This window comes from Sphingobacterium sp. FBM7-1 (assembly GCF_020687765.1).
GTDB lineage: Bacteria > Bacteroidota > Bacteroidia > Sphingobacteriales > Sphingobacteriaceae > Sphingobacterium.
The window spans coordinates 671,668-695,494 of record NZ_JAJEWJ010000001.1 but is presented as its reverse complement, the minus strand read 5'-3'; the positions used below and the strand labels follow the sequence as shown (position 1 = coordinate 695,494).

Below are 23,827 nucleotides of genomic sequence, written 5' to 3'. Positions count from 1 at the left end.
AGAACTAACATAACGAAGAACTATTTATGGAAAAAATTAACCTATTAGAAGATCCCTAGCAGCGAAAATTAACGTAAGATCATCACGTCAATGGTGATGAACACGTTCTTGAAAAAGAATGATCTAAAATGTGAAGAATTATAAACGAATAACTATGCGAAAACCAACTATTTACCACAAGCACTATTTTAGGAGCTTGTTCATGTTAATACTGTCTATATACAGTATACAGTTCGTGTCTGCCCAAACGGATGACGTTCGGGTAGAGGGGACAGTGTCCGATGGGAATGGCCCTTTGGCCGGCGTGACAGTGTCGGTGAAAAACGGAGTGAATTTAGGTATCACGGATGCAAACGGACAATATTCATTTGACGTAGCCTCAAGCGTCACATTAATTTATAACTATGTGGGTTACCAGCGTGTCGAAAAAGATCTGATAGAAGAGGTCCCGAATACCCAAAGAGTTTATAACCTCAATATTGTGATGGAACAGTTAGGCGGTGAAGAAATCGAAGACGTTGTTGTTGTCGGATTCGGAACTCAGAAAAAGGCGTCGATGGTGAGTGCTATTACGACAGTAGCTCCCAAAGAACTTAAGGGACCAACCTCTAACCTGACAACAATGTTAGCCGGCCGCGTACCGGGAATGATTTCTTACCAACGTTCAGGGGAACCAGGAGCAGACAATGCAGAATTTTTTATCCGAGGTTTAGGATCATTTGGTCCTGGAAAAGTAGATCCACTTATTTTAATTGACGGCGTTGAATCGACGCAAACCGACATGGCAAGGCTACAGCCCGATGATATTGCAGCATTCTCTGTTTTAAAAGACGCTACTGCGGCAGCTGTATACGGTGCTCGAGGCGCTAATGGGGTGGTGTTAATTACGACCAAAATGGGAAGTCAAGGAACTACTAAATTTATGGTTAGAGCTGAAAGTAAGCTGTCGACAAACACACGCAATATCCAATTGACCGATAATATCACCTACATGAATTTGGCGAATGAGGCCGTATTAACCAGGCCTGTACAAAAGCCGACACCCTATACACAATCAAAAATTGAACATACACTTAGAGGAACCGATCCTTATCTCTATCCTAGTAATGATTGGGTAGATATGTTGATTAACGATTATACATTCAATCATGGATATAATATGAGTGCAAGCGGAGGCGGTGATCGAGCTAGATTCTACGTGTCTGGAACGATGAATATTGACAACGGAATTTTAAAACGTCATGGTTCAAATAACTTTAATAACAATATTAAATTAATCAGTTATTCACTGCGCTCGAATGTAGATATAGATCTAACGAAGACTACACAGGCCATCGTACGCTTATATGGACAGTTTGATGATTATAATGGCCCTATGGGTTCTGGTGCCGATCATTTTAGAAGGGCATTGTGGTCTAATCCCGTCCAGTTTCCGGCCGTGTACCCAGCGGAATATATGCCACATATCCAGCACCCCCTCTTTGGTGGTTTTGTTGTACGTGAAGGGAATTCAATAAATGGGGAGCTTTTAACAAACCCCTATGCGGAGCTAGTACGGGGATATCAACAATACAATCGCTCGAATTTGATGCCTCAGGTGGAGATTAAGCAAAATTTAGATATGATAACCAAGGGTTTAAGTGTACGGGCGATGGGGTACGTCAGGCGGTATGCATATGGACAGACATCCCGTGCTTATAACCCCTTTTATTATTCGTCGAGATTGGATCCAGCAACAAATACCGTCGACCTATCCGTGCTGAATGACGGGACAGAAGGTGCGGTGCAGCCAACAGGACGTGAATTCCTGAACTATTCCATGAGCGGGTCGGATATTAACTCAACGATTTATATGGAGGCTGTAGCAAACTATGCGCGGCTTTTTGGAAAGCATGATCTTTCAGCTATGCTTGTAACGATCTTCCAGGACAATAAAATATCTAGAGACGGGATCGAAACCCTGCAATTGGGACTACCAAAAAGAAATCATGGTATTTCTGGACGCTTTACATACGGCTACGACAACCGTTATCTTGCCGAATTTAATTTTGGGTATAACGGATCAGAGAAATTCCATGAATCCAAGCGCTTTGGTTTTTTCCCTTCCTTTGGTCTAGCCTATCGCATTTCTAATGAACGGTTTTTTGAACCACTAAAATCGACCATTAACGATATGAAATTTCGGGCCACTTATGGAATTATCGGAAATGATGCGATTGGTGCCGACGCCGATAGGTTCTTTTACCTCTCTGAGGTGAATATCGGCAACGGAGATTATGGATCAACGTTTGGATATGATTACCGTTATCATAGACCGGGGGTTAACGTAACACGATATGCAAATCATAATATCGGTTGGGAAATTTCGAGACAGATAAACTTAGGTATGGATGTTTCGTTATTCAACAGCAAAGTGAATGTTGTCGTAGACGCTTATAGGGATTACAAGTCTAATATCTTAGAGACTCGATCACATATCGGCTCTACTATTGGCTTACAGGCCGTGCCTAGTTCAAATACCGGACGGACAGAAAGACAAGGGGTAGACCTTTCTGTGGAGTATCAAAAAAGTACGTTTTCCGGATGGTTTTTTCAATATAGAGGAAATGTGACATTCGCACAGTCTAAAATTACTAAAATTGACGAATTGCTCTATCCTGAACATATGAGTTATCGCTATAGACTTGGACATTCTGTGGCGCAACCCTTTGGACTTATTGCAGAGCGTTTGTTTATTGATGAGTATGACGTAGAAAATTCGCCTGTGCAGCAATTCGGAGATTATCTGGCGGGGGATATCAAATACCGGGATATGAATGGGGACGATATTATTACGGATAACGACGCTGTACCTATTGGTTATCCGACATCACCAGAGTTAATTTATGGCTTTGGAGGAACAACAGGATACAAAGGTTGGGATTTCTCCTTTTTCTTTCAAGGTTCCGGTAAATCATCATTCTTTATAAACCCAGAAAACATCACACCGTTTGTTCGGAATGGTGGAGCGCAAAACGGTTTGTTATCAGCGATTGCTGAAAGCCATTGGAATGAAGAAAACCGAAATATGTATGCTTTTTTTCCACGACTAAGTGATTATTTTATCGCCAATAATAACAGACAGTCTACCTGGTGGATGCGTAGTGGCGAGTTCCTGCGTTTAAAGAACATAGAGTTAGGATATAATGCACCTCGATCCCTTACGGAACGTTTTAATATAGGCTCTATACGGCTATATGCGAATATGACCAATGTATTTACCTGGAGTAATTTCAAGATGTGGGATGTTGAAATGGGAGGCAATGGTTTAGGGTATCCCGTGCAACGGACATATAACTTAGGTCTTCAAATTAATATATAAATTATGAATGTCAGAATTAAAAAATATATCGTAATGGCGGGAATAGGTACTACGTTATTCGTTGGCCAAACTTCTTGTAGCAAATTTTTGGATATCGTTCCAGACAATGTGGCTACCATAGAATACGCGTTCAGGTTACGAGTAGAAGCAGAAAAATATTTATTCACGTTATATAATTATATTCCGAAAGAAGGATCATTATACAATAATCCTGCGTTTCTTGCTGGGGATGAAATCTGGATCCCTTATCAGACGAGCATATCACCAGCTGCTTTCGAAATAGCGCGAGGTAATCAGCGTATAGTCGATCCATACGTAAACTACTGGTATGGGAATTATGATGCAACACGAGGACTATATGAAGGTATAAGGCATTGTAATATATTTGTTGAAAACATGTCTAATCCCGATTTGGTGCCGGATATAAATCCAAATGAGCGCGCGCGCTGGGTTGCAGAAGGGAAATTCTTAAAAGCATATTTCCATTTTTATCTCATGCGGCTTTATGGACCTGTTCCGATTATGGACGATGATATTGATGTCGACGCTCCTAAGGAAGTGATGGATGTTCCTCGAAATACGGTAGAAGAAGGCTTCGCTTATATTGTTAACCTATTAGACGAATGTGTAACCGACTTACCTCCTGAAATCGGAGATATCCAAAATGAGTTAGGGAGAATTACGCAGCCAATCGCTAAAGCAGTAAAAGCACAAGTACTATTATTAGCAGCAAGTCCACTTTTTAACGGAAATACAGATTTCGCTGATTTGAAAAATCCAGATGGCAAACTATTGTTTAATCCGGAGTACGATGTTCAAAAATGGATTGCAGCAGCTGAAGCCGCTAGAGAGGCTATTGAAATTGCTGAGGCGAATCATCACGCATTGTTTTTCTTCAGAGAAGGTGCTAATCTGAATGTCTCTGATACGACAAAGCTAGAACTGGAATTAAGACAGGCCATATGTGAAAAATTTAATGAAGAACATATTTGGGCTGATCCCAACAGTGGAACCGTACAATTACAAGAAAATGCTATGCCACCCTTAAGTGCTGAAGAAAATCATAATTTCAATAGAAAGATACTTTCGCCACCGCTGAAAATAGCTAAGATGTTTTATACAAAAAACGGCGTTCCGATCAATGAAGATAAAACACTCAGTTTTGTAGATGATATGGAGACGCGTATGGCTACAGAAGCCGATCAATACTATATCGAGCCGGGATTCACGACAGCACGTTTACATTTCGACCGAGAACCACGCTTTTATTCCTCACTTGCATTTGATGGAGCACGCTGGTATAAATATGATACTCGGCTATTAGGAACGGATAAAGACTCAAAAGTCGTTCGTAGCAAGCGTCCAGATTATGCCGGTAGTACGCACGCTTTTCACTTTAACGAGACCGGATATTTCATCAAGAAGTTGGTGGACTGGAACCAGACTACTACCGTAAATGGAGGAACATATAAAAATTACCCTTGGCCCAAGATTAGGCTCGCTGACCTTTATCTGATGTACGCAGAGGCATTAAATGAGGCTTATGGCCCTGAAAACGAATTAATATTTGAATACGTGGATAAAATTCGGAATCGAGCTGGAATAAAAGGGGTGAAAGAAGCATGGTCTACATATTCCAATAACCCCAATAAATATATGAGTCAAGTCGGATTGCGCGAGATAATACACAGGGAGCGACTCATTGAATTAGCTTTTGAAGGACAGCGTTTTTGGGACTTACGACGTTGGAAACTGGCCGCTAATCATTTAAACCAACCAATAACCGGTTGGAATATGCAAGGAGAAACAACAGAATCCTATTATGTTATTAGAACAGTGTACAATCAGCGTTTTGTATCGCCGAGAGATTACTTCTGGCCTATATCGGAGAATACCGTGATTCAAAATTTGAATCTAGTGCAGAACCTAGGATGGTAAAATTAAAGGAAAATGTTATGGAAAATTTATTAAAGAGATTCTTTTTACTGTTAGCGACATCGTTTTTATGGATTGGGTGCGAGGAGGAGAATATGTTGAAGCCTTTGGAAGATAACCCCGTACCTCCGGGAACAGTGAGTAATATAACCGTAAAAAATAAAAGAGGAGGGGCTGTACTGACCTATACACTGCCTTCTGATCAGGATTTAGCATACGTTAAAGCGGAGTATCGATTGCCGAACGGCGATAATCGAACGATCAAGGCGTCATTTTATACCAATCAGTTGACGGTAGATGGTTTTTCTCAAGAAGGAGAGTATAGTGTTAAATTGTATGCCGTAAATCGGTCAGAAGTTTCTTCTGAACCTGTAGAAGTCACGGTACATCCAGAGGAATCACCTATTTGGAATATTTTTAGAACGCTTGACGTCCGTGCGGCATTTGGCGGGATACAGGTCACTGCAAATAACGAAGATAGGGCTGACGTTGCAATTTTGATTATGGAAAAAAATGAATATGGCGAATGGATTGCTGATCCCAATAGTATTTATACCTCTACAGATCAAATAAAAGGAGTAATGCGGGGGCTAGATGCGGATGAACGAGAGTTTGCTTTTGTTGTTCGTGATCGTTGGTTAAATTATACAGATACATTATATGCGGCTATAACTCCATTATACGAAGAGGCGATCCCCAATTCGGGATACCGTGGTTATCGCTTACCGGGAGATGCCCCCAACCATACCTCCACGTCGCATGCCGGGATGTGGGACGGCGACATCATGGGGTGGCCGCGCATCTATATGACGCAAGCTGCTTATTCGGGGCCTCACATGACGACCGTTGATCTAGGGGTAACGGCAAAATTGAGTAGGTTGGTGATATGGGATTATCCAGAATATTTTAATGGAAGAACTTATTATTATAAAGGTAACCTAAAAGAATTTGAGATCTGGGGGTCAGACAATCCACCGTCCGACGGATCAATGAATAATTGGCATCTCTTAGGCAAGTATAGTGCCACGAAGCCGTCTGGACTGCCTTTTGGACAACAAAATGACGAAGATTATCAAACCGCGGAACAAGGATTTAGCTGGGAATTTGATCTCGAAGCCCCCAAAGTACGGTATTTGCGGATTGTAAGTACGAAAAACTGGGATGGATCCACATATATGGCTATCGGAGAGATTCAAGCTTATGGGGATGCGAGATAGATTATTAATTTTTTAAGATTGACAACGATGTTAAAGAACCATAAATTACTGATGTATGTTGGATTTCTCTTATTTGTAGTGGGAGTCGAGTCCTGTAAAAAAATGGATGATTACAAACAGTACATCGCAGACAAACCGGTTATCACCTATACGGGAAAGATAGATTCCGTTAAGGTTTTTTCAGGAAATAATAGAGTAGTCGTTCAAGGTTTGCTCACCGCCGACCCCAAGATCGTAGAAGCGAGAATATATTGGGATAATCGACGAGATTCTTTGGTGTTGCCGATACAGCGGTCCGCGGATGTGGATACCATACGGGCGGAAATAACTAATTTAGAAGATCGAATCTATAACTTCGACATTGTGACCTATGACAATCAGGGAAATAAATCCGTGAAGGTACCAGCTTTTGGAAGATCCTATGGCGAAAACTATAGAAGTTCCTTAATTAATCGACCGGTAGAGAATGCACGGCTTTTTGTTTTAGATAATCAGCTCACTGCGTCTTTTGGAAATATAGATTTGACGACCGGTATATTCGCGACTGAAATTTCTTATACGGATATTGAAGGAGGGAAGAGAACCCATAGACTGCCAATAAATGAGAAAGTGATCTCCATTGACCAGATAGATGGCGCAAAAGAAATATCTTTTAGAAGCTTGTATCTTCCCGATACATTATGTATAGATACGTTTTATACACAGTACAGCCCATTGAAACCTCAATTGTTTTTTTATAAAAACCTTGGTTATCCATTTACCGCGACAAATATATCCGGTCGATGGGGAGTGTTAGAACATTGGGAAAGTAATGCTGCGGCAAATGCGATCGGAGGAAGAGGAAGTTGGGATAACAATACAGGAGTAGGGGTATTGTCCGCTGAAGCTGGCTGGGGAACACCAAATATCAATAACGGAAAAATTCACCAAACATCTACCCTTCCTGCAGGGAGCTATGAAGTTGTCATCGAGTTTACCCGTAATAATGTTACAGGGAATGTGGATGCCACAAACAACCTGATTTATTTTGTAGCTACTGATAATGGCGATATTCCGGATGTTGCTGCTGTCGAATCAGCGACAACATTAGGATATTATAACCTCAGCTGGATAGGAGACGGTTACCAAACTATTAGTTTCCGTTTTGATAATCCTACGGCTCAGCAGGTCACGATCGGTTTTGTCACCAACCTAATGAGTTCGAGCAACCAGTTCTTCAACGTAAGAGGACTGACCGTATTTAAAGTAGAAGAATAAGCTAAGTCCGGTGCTTTTCCGCCCGTTCAATAAGCGTGTGCGGAAGAGCACCTTTTATATTCTAAAACAATAATCGATATGAAAACTATTCATGTAACGTGTTTATTCCTGTGTATCCTATATATCAGTTGTAGTAAGACCAACGCCCATGGCACCGCTGAACCCGAGGATAAACCTTCTGAAAAAGTGCCAGTTGCTATTGTATTTAAGCATCATTCGACGAAAGACGTAGGCTATTATAAAGCCACCCTAAATTTTGAAATTGCAGAAGGGAACGTTGGCATTTTGTCCCGAGGTGCTGTGTATGCTTTGCGTGAAAATCCGACGGTGGAGGATATAAAAGTGTCTGCACAAGAGATTTCCGGTGGCGGAAGTTTTAGTGTCAACCTTACAGATTTATTGCCAGGAAAGACCTATTATGTTCGTCCGTTCGTGGTCAAATCTAACGGTGTATCATATGGAGATCAAGTTAGTTTTTCAACTGCCGCGTTCCCTGAACCGACTGTGTTTTTGGATTCGACCACGTTTTCGAGTTTAGACAAGTTCGAGAAGCATTGGAATATCTTCTATCCTTGGGGCACAGACCATAATGGCTCAGCCAGAATGTATAAAGAACAAGTTTCGTTAGTGAATGACGGAGAACTAAAAATACAAGCCGATAGAACGGAGATATGGGAAGGTAATAGTAGTGCAGATCCCTGGTTGCGGATATTTTATCACTCGGGAGCAATCCATTACAAAAACCATATTACGGTGACAAATGAAAAGCCTTATTGGGTCATTAGTGGCGATTTTAAAGTGCCAACTATGGTGGGCTCCTGGCCAGCGTTTTGGATCACCGGCGCATGGAATTGGCCTCCAGAAATCGACATCATGGAGTTCAAGGGAAATAATACCAATTGGCAGAACACCGTAACGGGACCGAATTGGCAAAATACATCTTGGCAAACTACAAAATCCGAGATAACGAATGCTGGCGATTGGCACAGCTACCAATTGATTATGTACAAAACTTCCGATACCCATATTGCAGCCGAGTTATTCATAGATGGAGACAAGAAAGCAACACATGTCGCTGATTTTGTTGGTAAGCCTTTCTGGTTAATTATCAACATGCAGATGGAGGGAGCGAGCGGCGGACATGGTTCGGGACCACAGTATGCGGAGATGTATGCGCGGAATATTTATGTTGCGGCATATGACGTAATTCCCTAATATTTATTAACATTTTTTGAAATTATTAGTATACGAGGATGAAATATAAATATCGTATAAAGAAAATATTATTATTTATCAGTATGATCGGTTTCTTTACAAATTGTGGGAAATCGGCACCAAATATAATAGAAGAAATTCCACCGGAGGCTCCACCCACAGCTATACCGACAATAACATCCCCAGAGATTACGGCAAGTAGTACGACCCAAGCTACACTTAAAGCGGCTGTAGAACATACAGGAGGAGCGGCAATTACAACGCGAGGAATCTGTTGGGCGACTCACGATTCACCAACGATTGAGGACCTTAGTGCTACGCCTGAAGGAGTCTCTGGGTCTGGTAATTTTGAAGTAACCCTCACGGGTTTAGCGGGAGGAACAACCTACTATGCGAGGGCTTATGCTATAAACTCTGTAGGCACGGGCTATAGCGATGTTTTGAAATTTACAACGGAGCGGTATGAAGATGCTAAAGTCTCGGACGTGCAGATTACCTTTTATAATCTTCACAGCATGCAAGCCGTCGCAGAAATTATAGAAACGGGCGGAGCAGATGTTGCGGAAGCAGGATTTTGCTATGCAGAATCAGAGAACCCGACATTAACGGATGCATTTGTACAGGCTTCCAATATTACCAATAAAAGCTTTACGGTAGATATAACAGATCTTGCATTGAATAAGCGTTATTATATTCGTTCCTACGTGAGAACCGCTAAGGGGGTGTTTTTCGGAAATCAACAGGCGTTTCAAACCTACCCAAAAGGCAAAATAACCGTTAATTTTCATAATCCAGAAAATATTCCGGCCGATGTATTGGCAAGGTTAAAGGAAATGGCAGCGCATGGCGTACGTTTATTAGAGGAACATACTAGTATTGTAAAAACGGTAACGATCGAATACAATCCAGGTGTACCTACAGCTGATGCTTCTATAAGTGGGTGGATGCGATGGGGCGCCAATGTCAGTTATCAAAAGACGGGGACCTTTTTACACGAGTTTTCGCACACAATAGGAACAGGACAAAGCAGTATGTGGACCAATAGTTTGATCCAAAATGGACTTTATACGGGTAAAAGCGCAAATTTAGCTTTACAAAAAGCCACAAACGATCCTTCTGCTCAACTGAGAGGGGATGCGCAACACTGGTGGCCATACGGAATCAACGGTGCACATGAAGATACTGGTCGTGAATCGGACTATATCGTTACTACATTAGTCATGGAAGGGTTTAGAAGAGACGGAATTCCAATTAATTAATAAAGCGTAAATTCATAATGTTTAAAAGATTTATAAATCTCCACGTAGTGATCTTGTTCTGGCTAATTATCCAGGCATTATCTGTATTTGCACAGCCCAATGAATGGGAAAATCCACAAGTTTTAGATTTTAATAAAGAAAAGCAACGTGCCTCTCTACGGTATTACGATAGTGAAGATAAAGCTCTTTTTGGCGATTCGGAAAGCACGAAGCAGGTACTTTCCCTAAATGGTGCATGGAAGTTCCATTTTGCAAAAACACTAGCTGAGCGCCCACGTGAATTTTTTCGAAAAGAGATGGATGAAACGAACTGGAAGAGCATACCTGTTCCGTCCAATTGGGAAATGCATGGACATGGTATACCCATTTATACGAATATCGTGTATCCATTTCCGGCTAATCCTCCTTATGTCGGCAACGATGTTCCGGTGGGGACGTATCGTAAGCAGATTGAATTGCCTGCCGGATGGCAAGATAAGCAGGCTATCTTACAATTTGGCTCGATATCCGGATACGCGGTGATTTACGTCAATGGAAAAAAAGTGGGGATGAATAAAGTGTCCAAGATGCAGGCCGAATTTGATGTTAGCGGTGCGTTGCAGGACGGACAAAATACGATCGCCGTTCAGATTTTTAAATACCATGATGGTAGTTATTTAGAAGATCAGGATATGTGGCGATTAGGTGGACTCGATCGCGACGTCACCTTATTATTACTTCCCAAAATGACGATCTGGGATATCGAACAGTATGCGGATTTGGACGGAAAATATAAAGACGGAATTTTTACCACGAAGGTGGCCGTCCGTAATTTTGCAAGAAACTTAGAAGAAGGTAAAATTAAAGTTGAATTGTTTTATGAGAATAGATCCGTTTGGAAGACAGAGAAATTTTTCCATTCTCCTGATAGCATGCTTTACGTCCAAGCAACTAAAAAAATAGCCAATGTTCATCAATGGAGCGGTGAGATTCCCAATTTGTATCGTGCGGTGTACACTTTGTACAATGCTGGTGGAGAGCCGATACAAAGTACGGCAGTGCATGCCGGTTTCCGAAAAATAGAAATTAAAGATGCACAACTACTAGTGAATGGCGTGCCTATCTATGTGAAAGGAGTAAATAGGCATGAGCAGCATCCTGTAAAAGGTCGTTCGGTGAGTCAAGAAGATATGATCCGCGATCTTCAACTGATGAAAGAGTTAAACATCAATGCTGTACGTAATGCTCATTATCCGACGGATCCTAGATGGTACGAACTATGTGATGAATACGGCATGTATCTCGTTGATGAAGCCAATATCGAAACCCATGGAATGGGAGCGGAGTGGCAGGCTTGGTTCAGCAAAGAACGTCATCCAGCTTATCGGGAGGAATGGAAACTCGCGCACCTAGATCGTATTGAGCGGATGTATGAACGAAGCAAAAATCATCCGAGTGTGATTATTTGGAGCTTAGGTAATGAATGTGGTAACGGGCCGGTGTTTTACAAAGCTTATGACTGGCTGAAGCAACGTGACGCTTCCCGTTTGGTGCAGTTTGAGCAAGCTGGAGAACATCGCAATACAGATATTGTCGCCCCTATGTATCCACATATGAACAGTATTTGGCATTACGCGAAAGCGACGGATAAAACACGCCCTTATATTATGTGCGAGTATGCTCATGCGATGGGTAATAGTACAGGAAACTTCAAAGATTTGTGGGATATCATTAAAGCTTATTCACACATGCAGGGAGGCTTTATTTGGGAATGGATGGATCATGGTATGGCGACAGACGATGGTTACGGCAATAAATTTTGGGCGTATGGCGGTGACTTGGGCGGATTCCATTTGCAAAACGATGAAAACTTTGTAGCGGACGGTTTGGTGAACCCCGATCGTACAGTGCCGCATCCGGGAGCGTATGAGGTGAAGAAAACATATCAGAATATTTATTTTTCGACCGAGGATCCATCTAGTGGAAAACTAACGGTGCGTAATGACTTTCATTTCAAAGACTTATCAGAGCACCTATTTAAATGGGAGGTTATTGAAAATGGAATAGTGGTTAAAACCGGAACATTCGACATAAACGCAGCAGCAGGTGAACAACGAAGTATTACACTTGATTTTCCAGAAATGGATGTCTATAAAGAGTATTTCCTAAATGTAGTAGCAATTTTAAAAGATGACCAACCGTTATTGCCTGCTGGGCATGTCGTCGCTTATGAACAATTTAAAATTAATGGGAACTATTTTGAAGCGCGAACATCATCGGCCGACGGCGAATTAAAGGTGGAAAAAATAGCTGACGAATTAAAGTTTGCCCATGGTCGGATTCATGGTGTATTCAACCTAAAAAGAGGAGAGTTAACTAGATATACCATCAATAATATTTCTGTTCTGCAAAGTTTTCCCTCGCCTTATTTCTGGCGAGCACCGACAGATAATGACTTCGGGAACGGTATGCCGGAAAAATTAGGGATATGGAGAAATGCACACGTAAATCGGGAAATTAAATCCTTAAACGTAATAGAACTGGCGCAAGGTGAGCATCAAATCACCGTTCAATATGACCTCACGGGCATCCATGTACCTTACGAGATTATATATACCGTGCATGCAGATGCGTCCGTCACCGTGTTGGCCCGTATGGACATGAGTAATCGTGAACTTCCGGAATTACCTCGTTTTGGGATGCGGATGACGTTGGACAGGCAGTTTAAAAATCTACAATACTACGGGCGGGGTCCTTGGGAGAACTATATTGACCGTAATTATTCTTCGGAAATAGGTATCTATAGGGATGAAGTAGAGAACCAATATTTTTTGGAATATATGCGTCCTCAGGAATCCGGTAACAAAACAGACGTTCGGTGGCTTCGCCTGTTAAATGATCAAGGAATAGGCGTAGAGGTCAGGGGAATCCAGCCTATTGCTTTCTCCGCAACACGCTATGCGGTGGAAGAGCTAGATCCAGGGATGACTAAAAAGCAAATGCACCCTTATCAGGTAAAAAAAGCTCCGAATATTCAACTTCACGTCGATTTGAAACAAAGAGGTGTCGCGGGAGATGATAGTTGGGGAGCTCTACCGCACGCGCAATATCGTTTGATGGATAAGCAATATACTTATGGTTATACGATTAAAGCAATTAACCAAGACGAATAGCCAGTTTTTAAGCTAAAGCGTTCTTTTAAATCAGCATCCGCGTTATAGCAAGTAAACACCTATAAATTAAAAAGTGAAAGCGTACAAAAAGTACACTTTCACTTTTTTGCCGTACCACTTCGGCCTGTCGGCGAGGTATCCCAATCTAACGGCGAGGTATCCCGACCTAGCGGCGGGGTAGCCAAAGATATTGTTGGAGTACCTGATGTTATTGTTGCTCGACCAAATATACCAGAAGGCCTCCTTCGGTTTCGACTCGGGGTTGTACACGTTACTTTACCTTATCAGGCCTTTGTCTTTGAGCAAGTACGCGATTGACTCGATTATGACGGTCACGTATTCGAAAGCCTAAACGAGCATGTTGCCCTTCAGTGTAATATTGTTGGATGCTTCTGCATACCAGTAGGGCGTCTAGCCTGTGTTGTTGTTCGAAGCATATATAACGTCGGATGAAGCATACGAGCAGTAAGATGTACTTGAGTTGCATTCACCCTTCCCGATGGTGTGGTAGCTCTTCCGTCTTATTGCTTCTTCCTTGTTGATCGCCAACTCGTTCGACAAAACAAAAAAGTTAGGCTTCCATCCGATCAGATAGTGTGCCGTCAAGGCCACGTACGTCGCCGCCAAGTCTATGTACCCCGCCAAAATGCTACTATTTTAGGTTTTCGTACCAGCAAAACCTAAAATAGCATTTGCACATATGCGGCAAAGATATTAATCCAACTGGTCAAAGACGCTCAAATCCCATTGGTTAGACCATTGCAGTATGTGCATCCCATCCTCGAATAAGATTGGCAACCATACATAACGACCATCTATCGGGTTTTCTGGGCGCCAGCGATCCGCCATGAAAATAAAAGCATCATTTTTCCCCGCTACGGGCAATATAAAAGTGCCCTGCGAATGAAAAGTGAGCTCCGCATCTTTTCCGACGCAGGGATTAGGGTGTAAGGTCCACTGGCCGAGTATATGATCCGCGGTCAATAGGCGGGCAGCATTTGGATCCCAGCCCGTACAACCCGATGTAATCATAAAGTAGCGGCCGTCTTTCTTGAAGATAGCGGGGGCTTCGTTATGCCCTCCGGGTTCAATCCGGATGTATTTTCCAGTATAGTCCAAATAATCTTCCGTCAACTCGGCGATATGTAAAGTCAGATTATCTTCCGAGGAATAAATATGATAAGCTTTATGATCGTCGTCTACAAATAGTGTCATATCGCGAGACATTTGCCCAGCCTTAAAATCCCGGCGGACAAATAGGCCGTTTTCAATCGCATTCATCCATTCTTTTGTCCACCATTCGTAATCGTCCGGTTTATCTGTAGACGTCCGTTGGCCTTCGGTCATATTCGAGGGCCATTTGCCGGAATTCACCCGGCCGTTTTTGATAAATTGATAAGGTCCCGCAGGATTGTCGCTAGTCGCAATCCCGACGTGAGCAGCTTCATACCCTCGGCCTTTCAGTTCTAGATGGAAGTACATGACAAACTTTTCAGTTTCTTCGTTATAAATAACTTTCGGTCGTTCGATGGTACTTCCTTCCACGATAGGACTGTCTTCATCTTTGCTTACCGCTAGCGCGACTCCTTCGTCTTCCCAGTTATATAGGTCAGCGGATGAGTAGCAGGTCACACCAACCCAAGCTGCATTTGATTGTTCTCCTTTATGTTCGCCAAACCAATAATACTTTCCTTCATGGTACAGCACGCCCCCGCCATGGGCATTGATAAGCCGCTGGTTGTTGTCGAACCACAACTTTCCGGGCTGAAATGAAGTTTTCTGTGCGCGTACTTGGCCTAGCGCACAGAAAACCATAACAGCGAGGATATACCTACACTTAAAAATTGTTTTATACATCATTATAAATCAATTTTTTGAACCTGCGTATAATATAGTTCACTCGACGCAGAAGCCTTCACACCAATCCGAACGAAAATATATCCTAGACCACTTAGATGCTCTGGAATATGAGCTGTTACGGTGTTTGTCCCGTCGATGGTGACATCTGCCCCCGCGAAAGAACTTTTATGGTCGTGGCGGATATCGTCGATTAAGATATTTTTGCCGAAGTAAAGATTCACATTATCCAAGTTGGCTGTTTCGACAATTTTGTTTAGTGTGAAGGTTACCGTCACTATGCCCTCGTTTTGCTGGATATTATTATTACTTACGGTGAAATAGGGCTGCACGGGAATGTCGATTTCTGTATGGCCGTTTACTTGAACGACCACCGTATCCGTCAAGGCCGGGAGCCAAGGAGAATTGGCCTTACGTACTAATTTGTATTCACCGTCGTAAACAACCGCAGAGAAAGTACCATCGTGTGCGATGTGAATCGGAAATTGGGCGCTCAGCTCCTGACCCTCGTCCCAAAGTTCAAGTTGAGGCCCGTTGGTACGAACCCCCACGGGCTCACCACCATACACGATGCGACCATGCAGGGTTGAGGTGGGTTCTGTAAAATTATCATACTCACAGCCTGTGAATGTACAGGTCATCGCTATAAATGTTATAAAAATGAATTTTTTTATTTTCATGACTTCTTAGAATTAATGAAATGGATTTCTAACCAGTTTTGGATTGTTGTTCAACACGTTTTGATCAATAGAGGAATAGTAGTTCGCCATGCGGAAAAGACGTGCTCTACGAAACCGTGTTGGCCTAATGGTTTCAAAGATGTATTTTCCGTGGTCCGGATGGCCTGGACGAACAATTTGGTAACTATATAAACCACGGACGACTGCATTTACACCGCTTTCCGATCCGTTCCAGACCAGATGTGCAATCCGCCATCGTTTTAAGTCGAAAAAACGGTGATCTTCGAATGCTAATTCAACGCGTCGCTCGTTTCGGATAATGTCTGTGGTCAATGTAGCAATACTATTGGGTGCGAATCCGGCACGTTCCCGCAACGTATTGATATAATTTACAGCATCTGCTTCACCCAATTCAAAGGCAGCTTCTGCCGCATTTAGATAAATTTCGCCCATACGGAACCACGGCCACCAATTTTCGGCTGATGTACCTCTGGCACTTGCTCCTGGTGCGTCACTCACGAATTTGCGGATATAAAAACCGGTATTGCTGACATCTTGCGCATTATCTAATGGACCATCAAAACCTGTCCATAGTACGCGTTGTGTGGCGCCGCTTTCATCCTTGTATTCATATTGACTTCCTAGCACAGCGGATGTACGGAATTGATAGCCTCCATTTTCCCACACAGCAACGCCCGCCTGCATGCTCACTTCTTTTCCTTTAAACGTGGCGCCTGGATATACAACCGTCCCTGATAAACGCGGATCTTTCTCGGCAAACAGATCAGAGGGATGCTCGTAACGAATATAATTTCCGGAACCGTCTTTGATTCGCAAAGCACCTGTGCTACCATCCAGATATTCAAAGCTCTCGACAAAGCTTAATGACGGCGTTAGTGTCGAGGAGGACTCATTGTCTTCCGTAAAACTTTTGACGATATTATCGTAGGTAAAGCGGTGCGGTTTGACTCCCACTTTAAAATCTTTAGCGAAAATGACTTCCGTTGACGATTTGCTATTGAGCATATCGTAGAAGTTTGCACCTTTATCGCTATTGGCATCATAGAGGCTATAATCCGGATTGCTTAAAATTGCTTTCGAAGCATTAAGCGATTTGGTATAATAATCGTTTGCCATGGAAGCCGGTATGCCCACTTCGCCGCCGGGTGTTGATATAGGCGCGCTCATCTGTGCATTGTATTTTGCAATAGATGCGGCATACAGCATGGCTCTACTTTGGAGGGCAAGGGCTGTCACGGTATTGGCGCGCGTTCTACTCGTTTTGTTTAATGACAGGGCATCTTTAACCGCTTCTAGTTCGTCATACACAAAATCATAAACTTCATGTTCTTTAGCGCGAGGTATTTGTAGGTAGGTGGGGTCACCAGCAAAGTCGTAAATTAATTGTTCGGTAACAATGGGGACACCACCCATTCTTTTTACTAATTCGAAATAAACAAAAGCTCGGATAAAACGCAGCTCTGCAATAAAAAGCTGCTTTTGTTCCGGTTCTAGATTTATCGAATATTCCTCAATATTCTCCAGAGAAAGGTTGATATCTCGAATCAAATCATAATCCCAATAGCGACCATAGTCGTCGCCGTATTGGAAGTCATTCCGCCAATTTTGATCGCGGTGGCCTGACCACATCGCGTCGTCGATTTCCGCCATACCGCCCGTGTTGAAAACGCCGTGCATTTGCGGTAAACGATCGTAATAGTTTGCTAGGAGAGAAGTCAGTAGCACCGGATCGTTCCATAATTGTTCATCTGTAATGATATCTTTTGGGTCACGGTGCAACCATTCGTCATGCTTACAACTTACGGTAAAAAGCAAGGTTATTAATGCTATGGTAATATATATATACTTCATTGTTATGCAGATTTAAAATGTAAAATTAAAGCCAACTAAGAACGTACGCTGTTGCGGATATACAACCGCGGCAGGTGCTTCAATTTCTGGGTCTATTTGGAACCTCTTGACGTTGTCAAAAGAGAATAGGTTTGACCCCCGCACATATACGCGAATTTTATTGGCATTTATCTTGTTTAGAAGCACACTAGGCAAACTGTATCCGATTTCTAGATTACGTACGCGGAGGTATCGAACATTGGTCAGCCAAAAATCGTTGTTTTTAGCGTTAGGTCCGGAATGACCTTCACGGATAGCCGGGTAATAGCCGGGTATCCATTCGCTATTGGAATCGTACGGGTCTGCACGGTGCCAACGATCTTCTAATAGGTATGCAGGTGAATTTCCGCCGCCATGGAACGCATTCCGCAGCTCATAATCTTGGTTCCAGGACTGTACAGATCCGCCGGAGAAATCGATATTTAGGTCGATGCCTTTGTAATCTAATCCGATACGCCCTCCGAAACTCATCATCGGTGCCCATCCGGTCGGATAACCTATTGGACGTTCGTCTAAACCGTTGATGATACCATCCCCGTTTACATCTTTATAAATGAAATCACCTGGCAGTTGGCTAGCATTATTTTGCCCATCGTTGTCGATGGAGTGATTGCGTATCTCATCTTCCGATTGAAAACGGCCTACCACTTGATATCCCCACCAAACACCTCCCCAGCGATCTTCTGCGGAATTCCGATATTGGTTCCAAAAATTGTCGAACCGAGGTTTATAGGTTTCAATGCTTCTGTAACGTGAAAAAGTAAAGTTTCCACTGACCACGTAGTTTACTTCACCAATACGATCTTGATAGGTAATTATACCTTCGGCACCATAGTATCCGTTTTTGTTTAGGTTTTCATTTGGTAAGCCGTAACCTACTTCACTAGGGAGTAGTACATCATAACGAGCCGCCGGCGCGCCCGTTCTGATAATTTTAAATAGATCTGCTGTCAAGGTTAGTCTCGATTGTAGCATAGCAAGATCAAGACCGATATTATAGTTGGTGTTTTTTACCCAAGAAAGGTTATCAACCGGCAGTCCCCGAGGACGCAGTCCGTTGTAATAATCTCCATCGAGAACAGCTCCTCCTTGTTTCCAATTATATCCAGATAAAAACCCGAAGATACTGACCCCTTGTTCAAGTCCTGTTTGACCAATCGAAGATCGAATCTTTAGGTCATTGACGGTGGATTTTAATGGTTCAAAGAAGGCTTCATCAGATATACGCCACCCCAAAGACACGCCTGGGAAAAATCCCCAGTATTTGCCGGGTGCATACAGATAGGAAGCATCGTAGCGTCCTAATGCTTCGATGAGGTATTTACCTTTATAATTATAGTTGATACGTCCGATATAACCAGCACGCGCTTCATAATTCCATCGATCGTTAAACGAATTCATTTCATCAAATTGCATCAATGGAAGATAATTATTGCTGGGATTGGAGCCCATCTCCAAGTAATTGCGATCGTAGTCAGACCGTTCATAGCCGAAAGTAGCTGAGAGGGCGTGATCACCAAAAGTTTTGTTGTAATCTAACTGAAATTGTGCATAACGGTTAACAACTTCGCGCTCTGTTTGATAGCGCCACCGTGAGTCCGTGCCATGACTACGACGATAGGTCTCATTTTCGTAAGTGTATACATCATAGGTATACTGAAACCCATCAAATTTATTGTTGGTGTAATTATAGGATACAGTACCTTTCGCCGACAAGCCGAAGTCAAATTTATACTGCGCATAGAGATTGATATTTGCCTTGCGGTACAGGTTATCTTTGTAACCAGCGATATCCCGATCGAATATGGCTGGATTGTATGCGAAATCATGGGTGTGATTCGGATATTCGGGATTGTCGTTTGCGTAAGGGCCAACAGTTGGCCGGTTTTTGAAAATCGCCAATATCGAGGAGAAGTAACCGTCGCCTCCAGGTAAACCCACATCTTCACTTTTCTCTTGTCGGCCAGAAATCTGCGAACCAATCGTTAGACCTTTTAAAACATTAGCTTCCATATTCGCCTGCAAATTGGTCCGGTTGTATTGGAAATCTCGGATCATAGCTTCTTGATCCGTATGACCTATAGAAAGGAAATAATTTGATTTCTCTGAACCGCCATTGAGATTCGCGTTGATATAGCGCTGTGGGATATTTTTTCGGATCACCATATCGTGATAATCGTATCCCTGATATCCAGGCTCTGTGCCGGCTTGCCATTTTGCATATTCTTCGGGACTATAAACCTCTGCGGGGTTTCTTCCTTCATTTTGTGCAGTCTCCAGTTTGCCACGCACGTATTGTGCCGCATTAGCGAGTGTAGGAAAGCGCGTAAGATTTTGCCAGCCAAAATAACCGTTTACGTTTACGCGCGTTGTTTCACCCTTAGTACCTTTTTTAGTTGTTACTAATACCACGCCATTTGCTGCTCGTAAACCATAGACGGCAGCAGAAGCATCTTTCAATATGGAGATACTTTCAATATCCTCTGGATTAAGCGCGTTGAATGCATCTGCGCCTGAAACTTCAGTTGAGCCCACCCAGTCGTTACCAGAAGCTCCACCATACGGAATTCCATCGATCACGTATAGTGGAGTACCCATATTTCGAATCTCAATGGCAGCTCCTTTTCCTGGGCGAGCATCTTTTGCTCGTACAGAAATCCCCTGGACTTTTCCAGCTAGTGCTCCAGCCATTGTAGTAGAAGAAGAGCGCACGATATCGTCCGATTTGATATCACTTACGGCGCCGGTAACATTTCGACGAGATTGTGTTCCATATCCTACGACCACGACATCGTCTAGAAATTGATCATCACTTTCGAGACGGATCGTGAAACTCGTTCGGCCGGCGATGGCAACGGTTTGCGACTTATAGCCGATATACGAAACAAGCAATGAATCACCGGTTCCTATCAGTTCAAACTTTCCCGATGCATCACTAATCGTGCCGCTGGACGTACCCTTAATTACAACGCTAGCACCGGCTATGGGGTCTTGGTTGTTGTTTATAATATTCCCCGTGAATGTTTGTTGCCCATGGACGAATAGGGGGATTATCCAAAGTAGGGCATGTAAAAGCATAGGTCTAAAATTTACCATAATATGTAGTTTTGATGATTATTGAGCAATTTCCTAGTGGAATAAAAACCACGAAGTATAAAAAGTTTATTTCATTTGGTGTAGAGTAATCATAAATTTATACCCGTAAGTATAAGCCAAACATAACGTATAATTAGCCATTTAGAGGTGTGTAAATCCGTCAGATTTCGATAGTATTTTCGTCAAAACACGCCTGTTTAAGCAAACAGGCGTGTTTTTTTAGATTACTTTTTCTCCTGCAAACGAATAACGGTAAATGAGTAGGGCTGTAGTTTGAAGTTGTTTAGATCCATCGTCGCATGGGCCGGCTTTGCTTCCTTATCGTCTGCTTTCCCTGACAGTATGGTCGCCGAAGCATGTTGATGGTTGCCTGTTATTTCACCTATATCCGTTGTTACTTCTACCTCTACCGGTAAGAGGTTAACGAGTTTAACGATAATATCGCCCGATGCCCGATCGCGAACAATAGATTTTCCGATGCGTTTTCGTACATTGTCATCATCGCTTGTCAACGCTAACGAACTGAATATATATTCATCTCCGCTATGTTGCCCAAACAATTGCTGCACATAATAACCCACGGTTGGTTTCACTTCGGTATTGTCGAAATAAATTAAATCGGGGTTCCATTGTGTATTGCCTATTTTAGCTAGGAGAGGGGCGTAGGATGTCATCGCGACAATGTCTCCGTTGCGTTCAACATTGCATAAGTGAAGCGCTTCTGCCAGTGCAGTTTCTATTGTACTCGCGCGGTTAGGGATATGGGCTGCATATTCACCAAGGTAGACTTTTGCCTTCGAACGATCATATTTATCATAGAAATCTTGATTATGAATATACCATCCTGGAGGATTGTAATAATGCTCGTCAATGTAAGGTACTTGTAATTTGGTTGCTAATTTCCACCCTTCCACATAGTCCGTTCCTTCATAAAAAGGACCGGCAGTTCCGATCACCTGAATGTCGGGGTATTTTTCTTTTATAGCTTGGTAAATCATCGTGAAGCGATCCTCAAAAACATCGGTTATCAGATCTTCGTTTCCTACCCCGATGTATTTTAAATGGAAAGGTTCTGGATGGCCCGCGTCTGCTCTTTTCTTGCCCCATACCGTGTTCACATCGCCATTGGCATATTCGATTAGATCGAGAATATCCTGAATATAGTCACCCATTTCCTCCATGGGAATTCCGCACTGTTGTCCGGCAATCGGATGACCATGATGACCAGAGTTTTGGCAAGGTACGCCTGCTGCTACCACGGGTATAGGTTCCGCACCCAGGTCTTCACAAAACTGAAAATATTCGAAATACCCCAAGCCATACGACTGATGATAACCCCATAGATTGCGTTGCGGTTTGCGGGCTTCAAGCGGTCCAATGGTGTTTTTCCAATGGTATATATTTTCTATGCCATTACCATGTGCGACGCAGCCGCCCGGAAAGCGAACGAAACGAGGTTTCATATCAGCGATCGTTTGTGCTAAATCGCTACGTAGACCATTTTTTCTTTTATGAAAGGTATTTTCAGGAAATAAAGAAACCATATCCAGATCAACCTTACCTGCCTGCTCCAATTGGACAATGAGTCTGGCATTTTTAACAGTAGCACGGGAGGTCAGGGTGAGGTCGTGTTTTTTCCAAGTTTTGGACAATCGCTTGATCGTAGCCTGTGCAATAGTTTTGTCGTCTGCGTCCACGAGTTGTATATGAAGGTTGGCGGGTCTAGCGTCCGAAGAACGGGCAAATACCGAAAAGTTGTATTTTTCATTCGCGCGTACAGCGATGCCACCAAACCCCTCATTTGTGAGCCCGCTACCGGTAAGCCCCTTGAGCGTAACGTAGTGTTGATTGTTTATATGAATAGGTGAAACCGTATCGATAGATAATTTACTATCGGTATTTAAAGGACTCCACGCGGTAAGACTATTCCATTCTTTCCGGATATGTGGCGCATATTCAAAGCCTCTATTTTGAATCAGTTCAGCATACAAGCCCCCATCAGCAGCATAATTGATGTCTTCAAAGAATATGCCCATCAACAAATCACTGATTTCCCTCGTCTTATCTTTCTCTATATTAATGGTGGCTTTAACGTCTTTCAACGTACCGAAACGTTGCGGGTCGTCTGCGGTACGTTCACTGTTCAGTTTAGCCTTATATGCAGCAAGCTGCTGGGCGTTGATTACTTTGTCTACGGTGCCCCACGCAACTTTATGAAGGGTCCCCGACTGTTCTTCACCGGCTAGCTTAATCACTTCTTTTTTGCGCTCAAATAGCGCCGCCTTTTTCGCAGGGGAATAACTTTTGAAATCTTTAGTTGTTACAAAATAGCCTTGTTTTTTGTCTTTATCATTTACCCAACTGATGGTATACAGATCCCGAGTGTTGTCGAAGGCTATTGCGGGTGCTAAACAATTTCCTTCTGGCATGACAAGAGGATAAGATTGTCTACTCCATGCGATGAGGTCCGGGGAACTCGCGTGTGCAAAAGCGCCATCTTCTTGATTTAGACTCCATACGGCATGCCAGACGCCATCGGGTCCCGCAAACAAAAAGGGATCGAACATTTTCTTTTGGGATCCCCACGGGCCATAGTCCGATTTAACAAAGCTATGCTCGGGCCCAATTCTATGCCAAGTTTGTTTATCCAAGCTCCACGCAATGTGTAACCCGTTATGGTGGTTATTCTTCGCGGTTCCGTACACAAAGATATAGGCGGAATCGGGTTCGTTGGCGAAGAGTACTTCTTGTGCCGAAAAGAAAAGGAGTACTGCAGTCAAGTAAGCCAGAGCGTTTTTCATCATAAATTTGTTTTTGTGGTAATCTCGTCTATAGGCAGTTTGCCACGCAAACTGAGGTCAACTATATACAAATGTAAATATAACAT

The 23,827-nt window shown here is 42.9% G+C and carries 13 protein-coding genes; 7 read left to right on the top strand and 6 right to left on the bottom strand.

The annotated features are described in order from the left end of the window. Positions 1-202 precede the first annotated feature (202 nt). The 7 genes from LKO28_RS03235 to LKO28_RS03205 all read left to right on the top strand — a co-directional run bounded on the left by LKO28_RS03235 (position 203) and on the right by LKO28_RS03205 (position 13,396). Positions 203-3,361, top strand: coding sequence for a SusC/RagA family TonB-linked outer membrane protein (locus LKO28_RS03235; protein ID WP_227693264.1), 3,159 nt, complete (start codon positions 203-205; stop codon positions 3,359-3,361). Positions 3,362-3,364: 3 nt separating this feature from the next. After that, positions 3,365-5,299: a RagB/SusD family nutrient uptake outer membrane protein gene (locus LKO28_RS03230; protein ID WP_227693263.1), complete on the top strand. Its 1,935-nt coding sequence runs from the start codon at positions 3,365-3,367 to the stop codon at positions 5,297-5,299. A 17-nt stretch (positions 5,300-5,316) separates the two neighbouring features. Beyond that, positions 5,317-6,513: a DUF5000 domain-containing lipoprotein gene (locus LKO28_RS03225; RefSeq protein ID WP_227693262.1), complete on the top strand. Its 1,197-nt coding sequence runs from the start codon at positions 5,317-5,319 to the stop codon at positions 6,511-6,513. A 27-nt stretch (positions 6,514-6,540) separates the two neighbouring features. Then, positions 6,541-7,770, top strand: coding sequence for a DUF4998 domain-containing protein (locus LKO28_RS03220; RefSeq protein WP_227693261.1), 1,230 nt, complete (start codon positions 6,541-6,543; stop codon positions 7,768-7,770). 78 nt (positions 7,771-7,848) lie between these two features. Then, positions 7,849-8,985: a family 16 glycosylhydrolase gene (locus LKO28_RS03215; RefSeq protein ID WP_227693260.1), complete on the top strand. Its 1,137-nt coding sequence runs from the start codon at positions 7,849-7,851 to the stop codon at positions 8,983-8,985. Between the two features lie 38 nt (positions 8,986-9,023). Continuing rightward, positions 9,024-10,244: a hypothetical protein gene (locus LKO28_RS03210; RefSeq protein ID WP_227693259.1), complete on the top strand. Its 1,221-nt coding sequence runs from the start codon at positions 9,024-9,026 to the stop codon at positions 10,242-10,244. Between the two features lie 17 nt (positions 10,245-10,261). Beyond that, complete coding sequence (locus tag LKO28_RS03205) at positions 10,262-13,396, top strand: glycoside hydrolase family 2 TIM barrel-domain containing protein (RefSeq protein WP_227693258.1); 3,135 nt, start codon at positions 10,262-10,264, stop codon at positions 13,394-13,396. 411 nt (positions 13,397-13,807) lie between these two features. Here LKO28_RS03205 and LKO28_RS03200 read toward each other — a convergent pair whose 3' ends face one another. The 6 genes from LKO28_RS03200 to LKO28_RS03175 form a co-directional block, all read right to left on the bottom strand. Next, entirely contained in the window at positions 13,808-14,041 is a 234-nt protein-coding gene (locus LKO28_RS03200; protein WP_227693257.1) for a hypothetical protein, read from the bottom strand. Positions 14,042-14,110: 69 nt separating this feature from the next. Then, on the bottom strand, positions 14,111-15,256 hold the full coding sequence (locus LKO28_RS03195) for a glycoside hydrolase family 43 protein (RefSeq protein ID WP_227693256.1): 1,146 nt from the start codon (positions 15,254-15,256) through the stop codon (positions 14,111-14,113). Next, complete coding sequence (locus LKO28_RS03190; RefSeq protein ID WP_227693255.1) at positions 15,256-15,894, bottom strand: DUF3823 domain-containing protein; 639 nt, start codon at positions 15,892-15,894, stop codon at positions 15,256-15,258. The genes LKO28_RS03195 and LKO28_RS03190 overlap by 1 nt, the downstream gene beginning before the upstream one ends. A 51-nt stretch (positions 15,895-15,945) precedes the next feature. Then, positions 15,946-17,805 (bottom strand): RagB/SusD family nutrient uptake outer membrane protein, encoded by a 1,860-nt coding sequence (locus LKO28_RS03185; RefSeq protein WP_227693254.1) that lies wholly within the window; start codon positions 17,803-17,805, stop codon positions 15,946-15,948. 12 nt (positions 17,806-17,817) lie between these two features. Continuing rightward, a complete protein-coding gene (locus LKO28_RS03180) occupies positions 17,818-20,940 on the bottom strand; it encodes a SusC/RagA family TonB-linked outer membrane protein (RefSeq protein ID WP_227693253.1) in 3,123 nt (1,040 codons plus the stop codon). A gap of 224 nt (positions 20,941-21,164) precedes the next feature. Further along, a complete protein-coding gene (locus LKO28_RS03175) occupies positions 21,165-23,744 on the bottom strand; it encodes an alpha-L-arabinofuranosidase C-terminal domain-containing protein (RefSeq protein ID WP_227693252.1) in 2,580 nt (859 codons plus the stop codon). Positions 23,745-23,827 lie beyond the last annotated feature (83 nt).

Excerpts from the sequence above, each read along its gene's own strand:
- LKO28_RS03215 (WP_227693260.1), top strand. The coding sequence starts at position 7,849 with ATGAAAACTATTCATGTAACGTGTTTATTCCTGTGTATCCTATATATC.
- LKO28_RS03220 (WP_227693261.1), top strand. The coding sequence starts at position 6,541 with ATGTTAAAGAACCATAAATTACTGATGTATGTTGGATTTCTCTTATTT.
- LKO28_RS03190 (WP_227693255.1), bottom strand. The coding sequence starts at position 15,894 with ATGACCTGTACATTCACAGGCTGTGAGTATGATAATTTTACAGAACCC.
- LKO28_RS03175 (WP_227693252.1), bottom strand. The coding sequence starts at position 23,744 with ATGATGAAAAACGCTCTGGCTTACTTGACTGCAGTACTCCTTTTCTTT.
- LKO28_RS03225 (WP_227693262.1), top strand. The coding sequence starts at position 5,317 with ATGGAAAATTTATTAAAGAGATTCTTTTTACTGTTAGCGACATCGTTT.
- LKO28_RS03235 (WP_227693264.1), top strand. The coding sequence starts at position 203 with ATGTTAATACTGTCTATATACAGTATACAGTTCGTGTCTGCCCAAACG.
- LKO28_RS03195 (WP_227693256.1), bottom strand. The coding sequence starts at position 15,256 with ATGATGTATAAAACAATTTTTAAGTGTAGGTATATCCTCGCTGTTATG.
- LKO28_RS03185 (WP_227693254.1), bottom strand. The coding sequence starts at position 17,805 with ATGAAGTATATATATATTACCATAGCATTAATAACCTTGCTTTTTACC.
- LKO28_RS03210 (WP_227693259.1), top strand. The coding sequence starts at position 9,024 with ATGAAATATAAATATCGTATAAAGAAAATATTATTATTTATCAGTATG.
- LKO28_RS03230 (WP_227693263.1), top strand. The coding sequence starts at position 3,365 with ATGAATGTCAGAATTAAAAAATATATCGTAATGGCGGGAATAGGTACT.
- LKO28_RS03180 (WP_227693253.1), bottom strand. The coding sequence starts at position 20,940 with ATGGTAAATTTTAGACCTATGCTTTTACATGCCCTACTTTGGATAATC.
- LKO28_RS03205 (WP_227693258.1), top strand. The coding sequence starts at position 10,262 with ATGTTTAAAAGATTTATAAATCTCCACGTAGTGATCTTGTTCTGGCTA.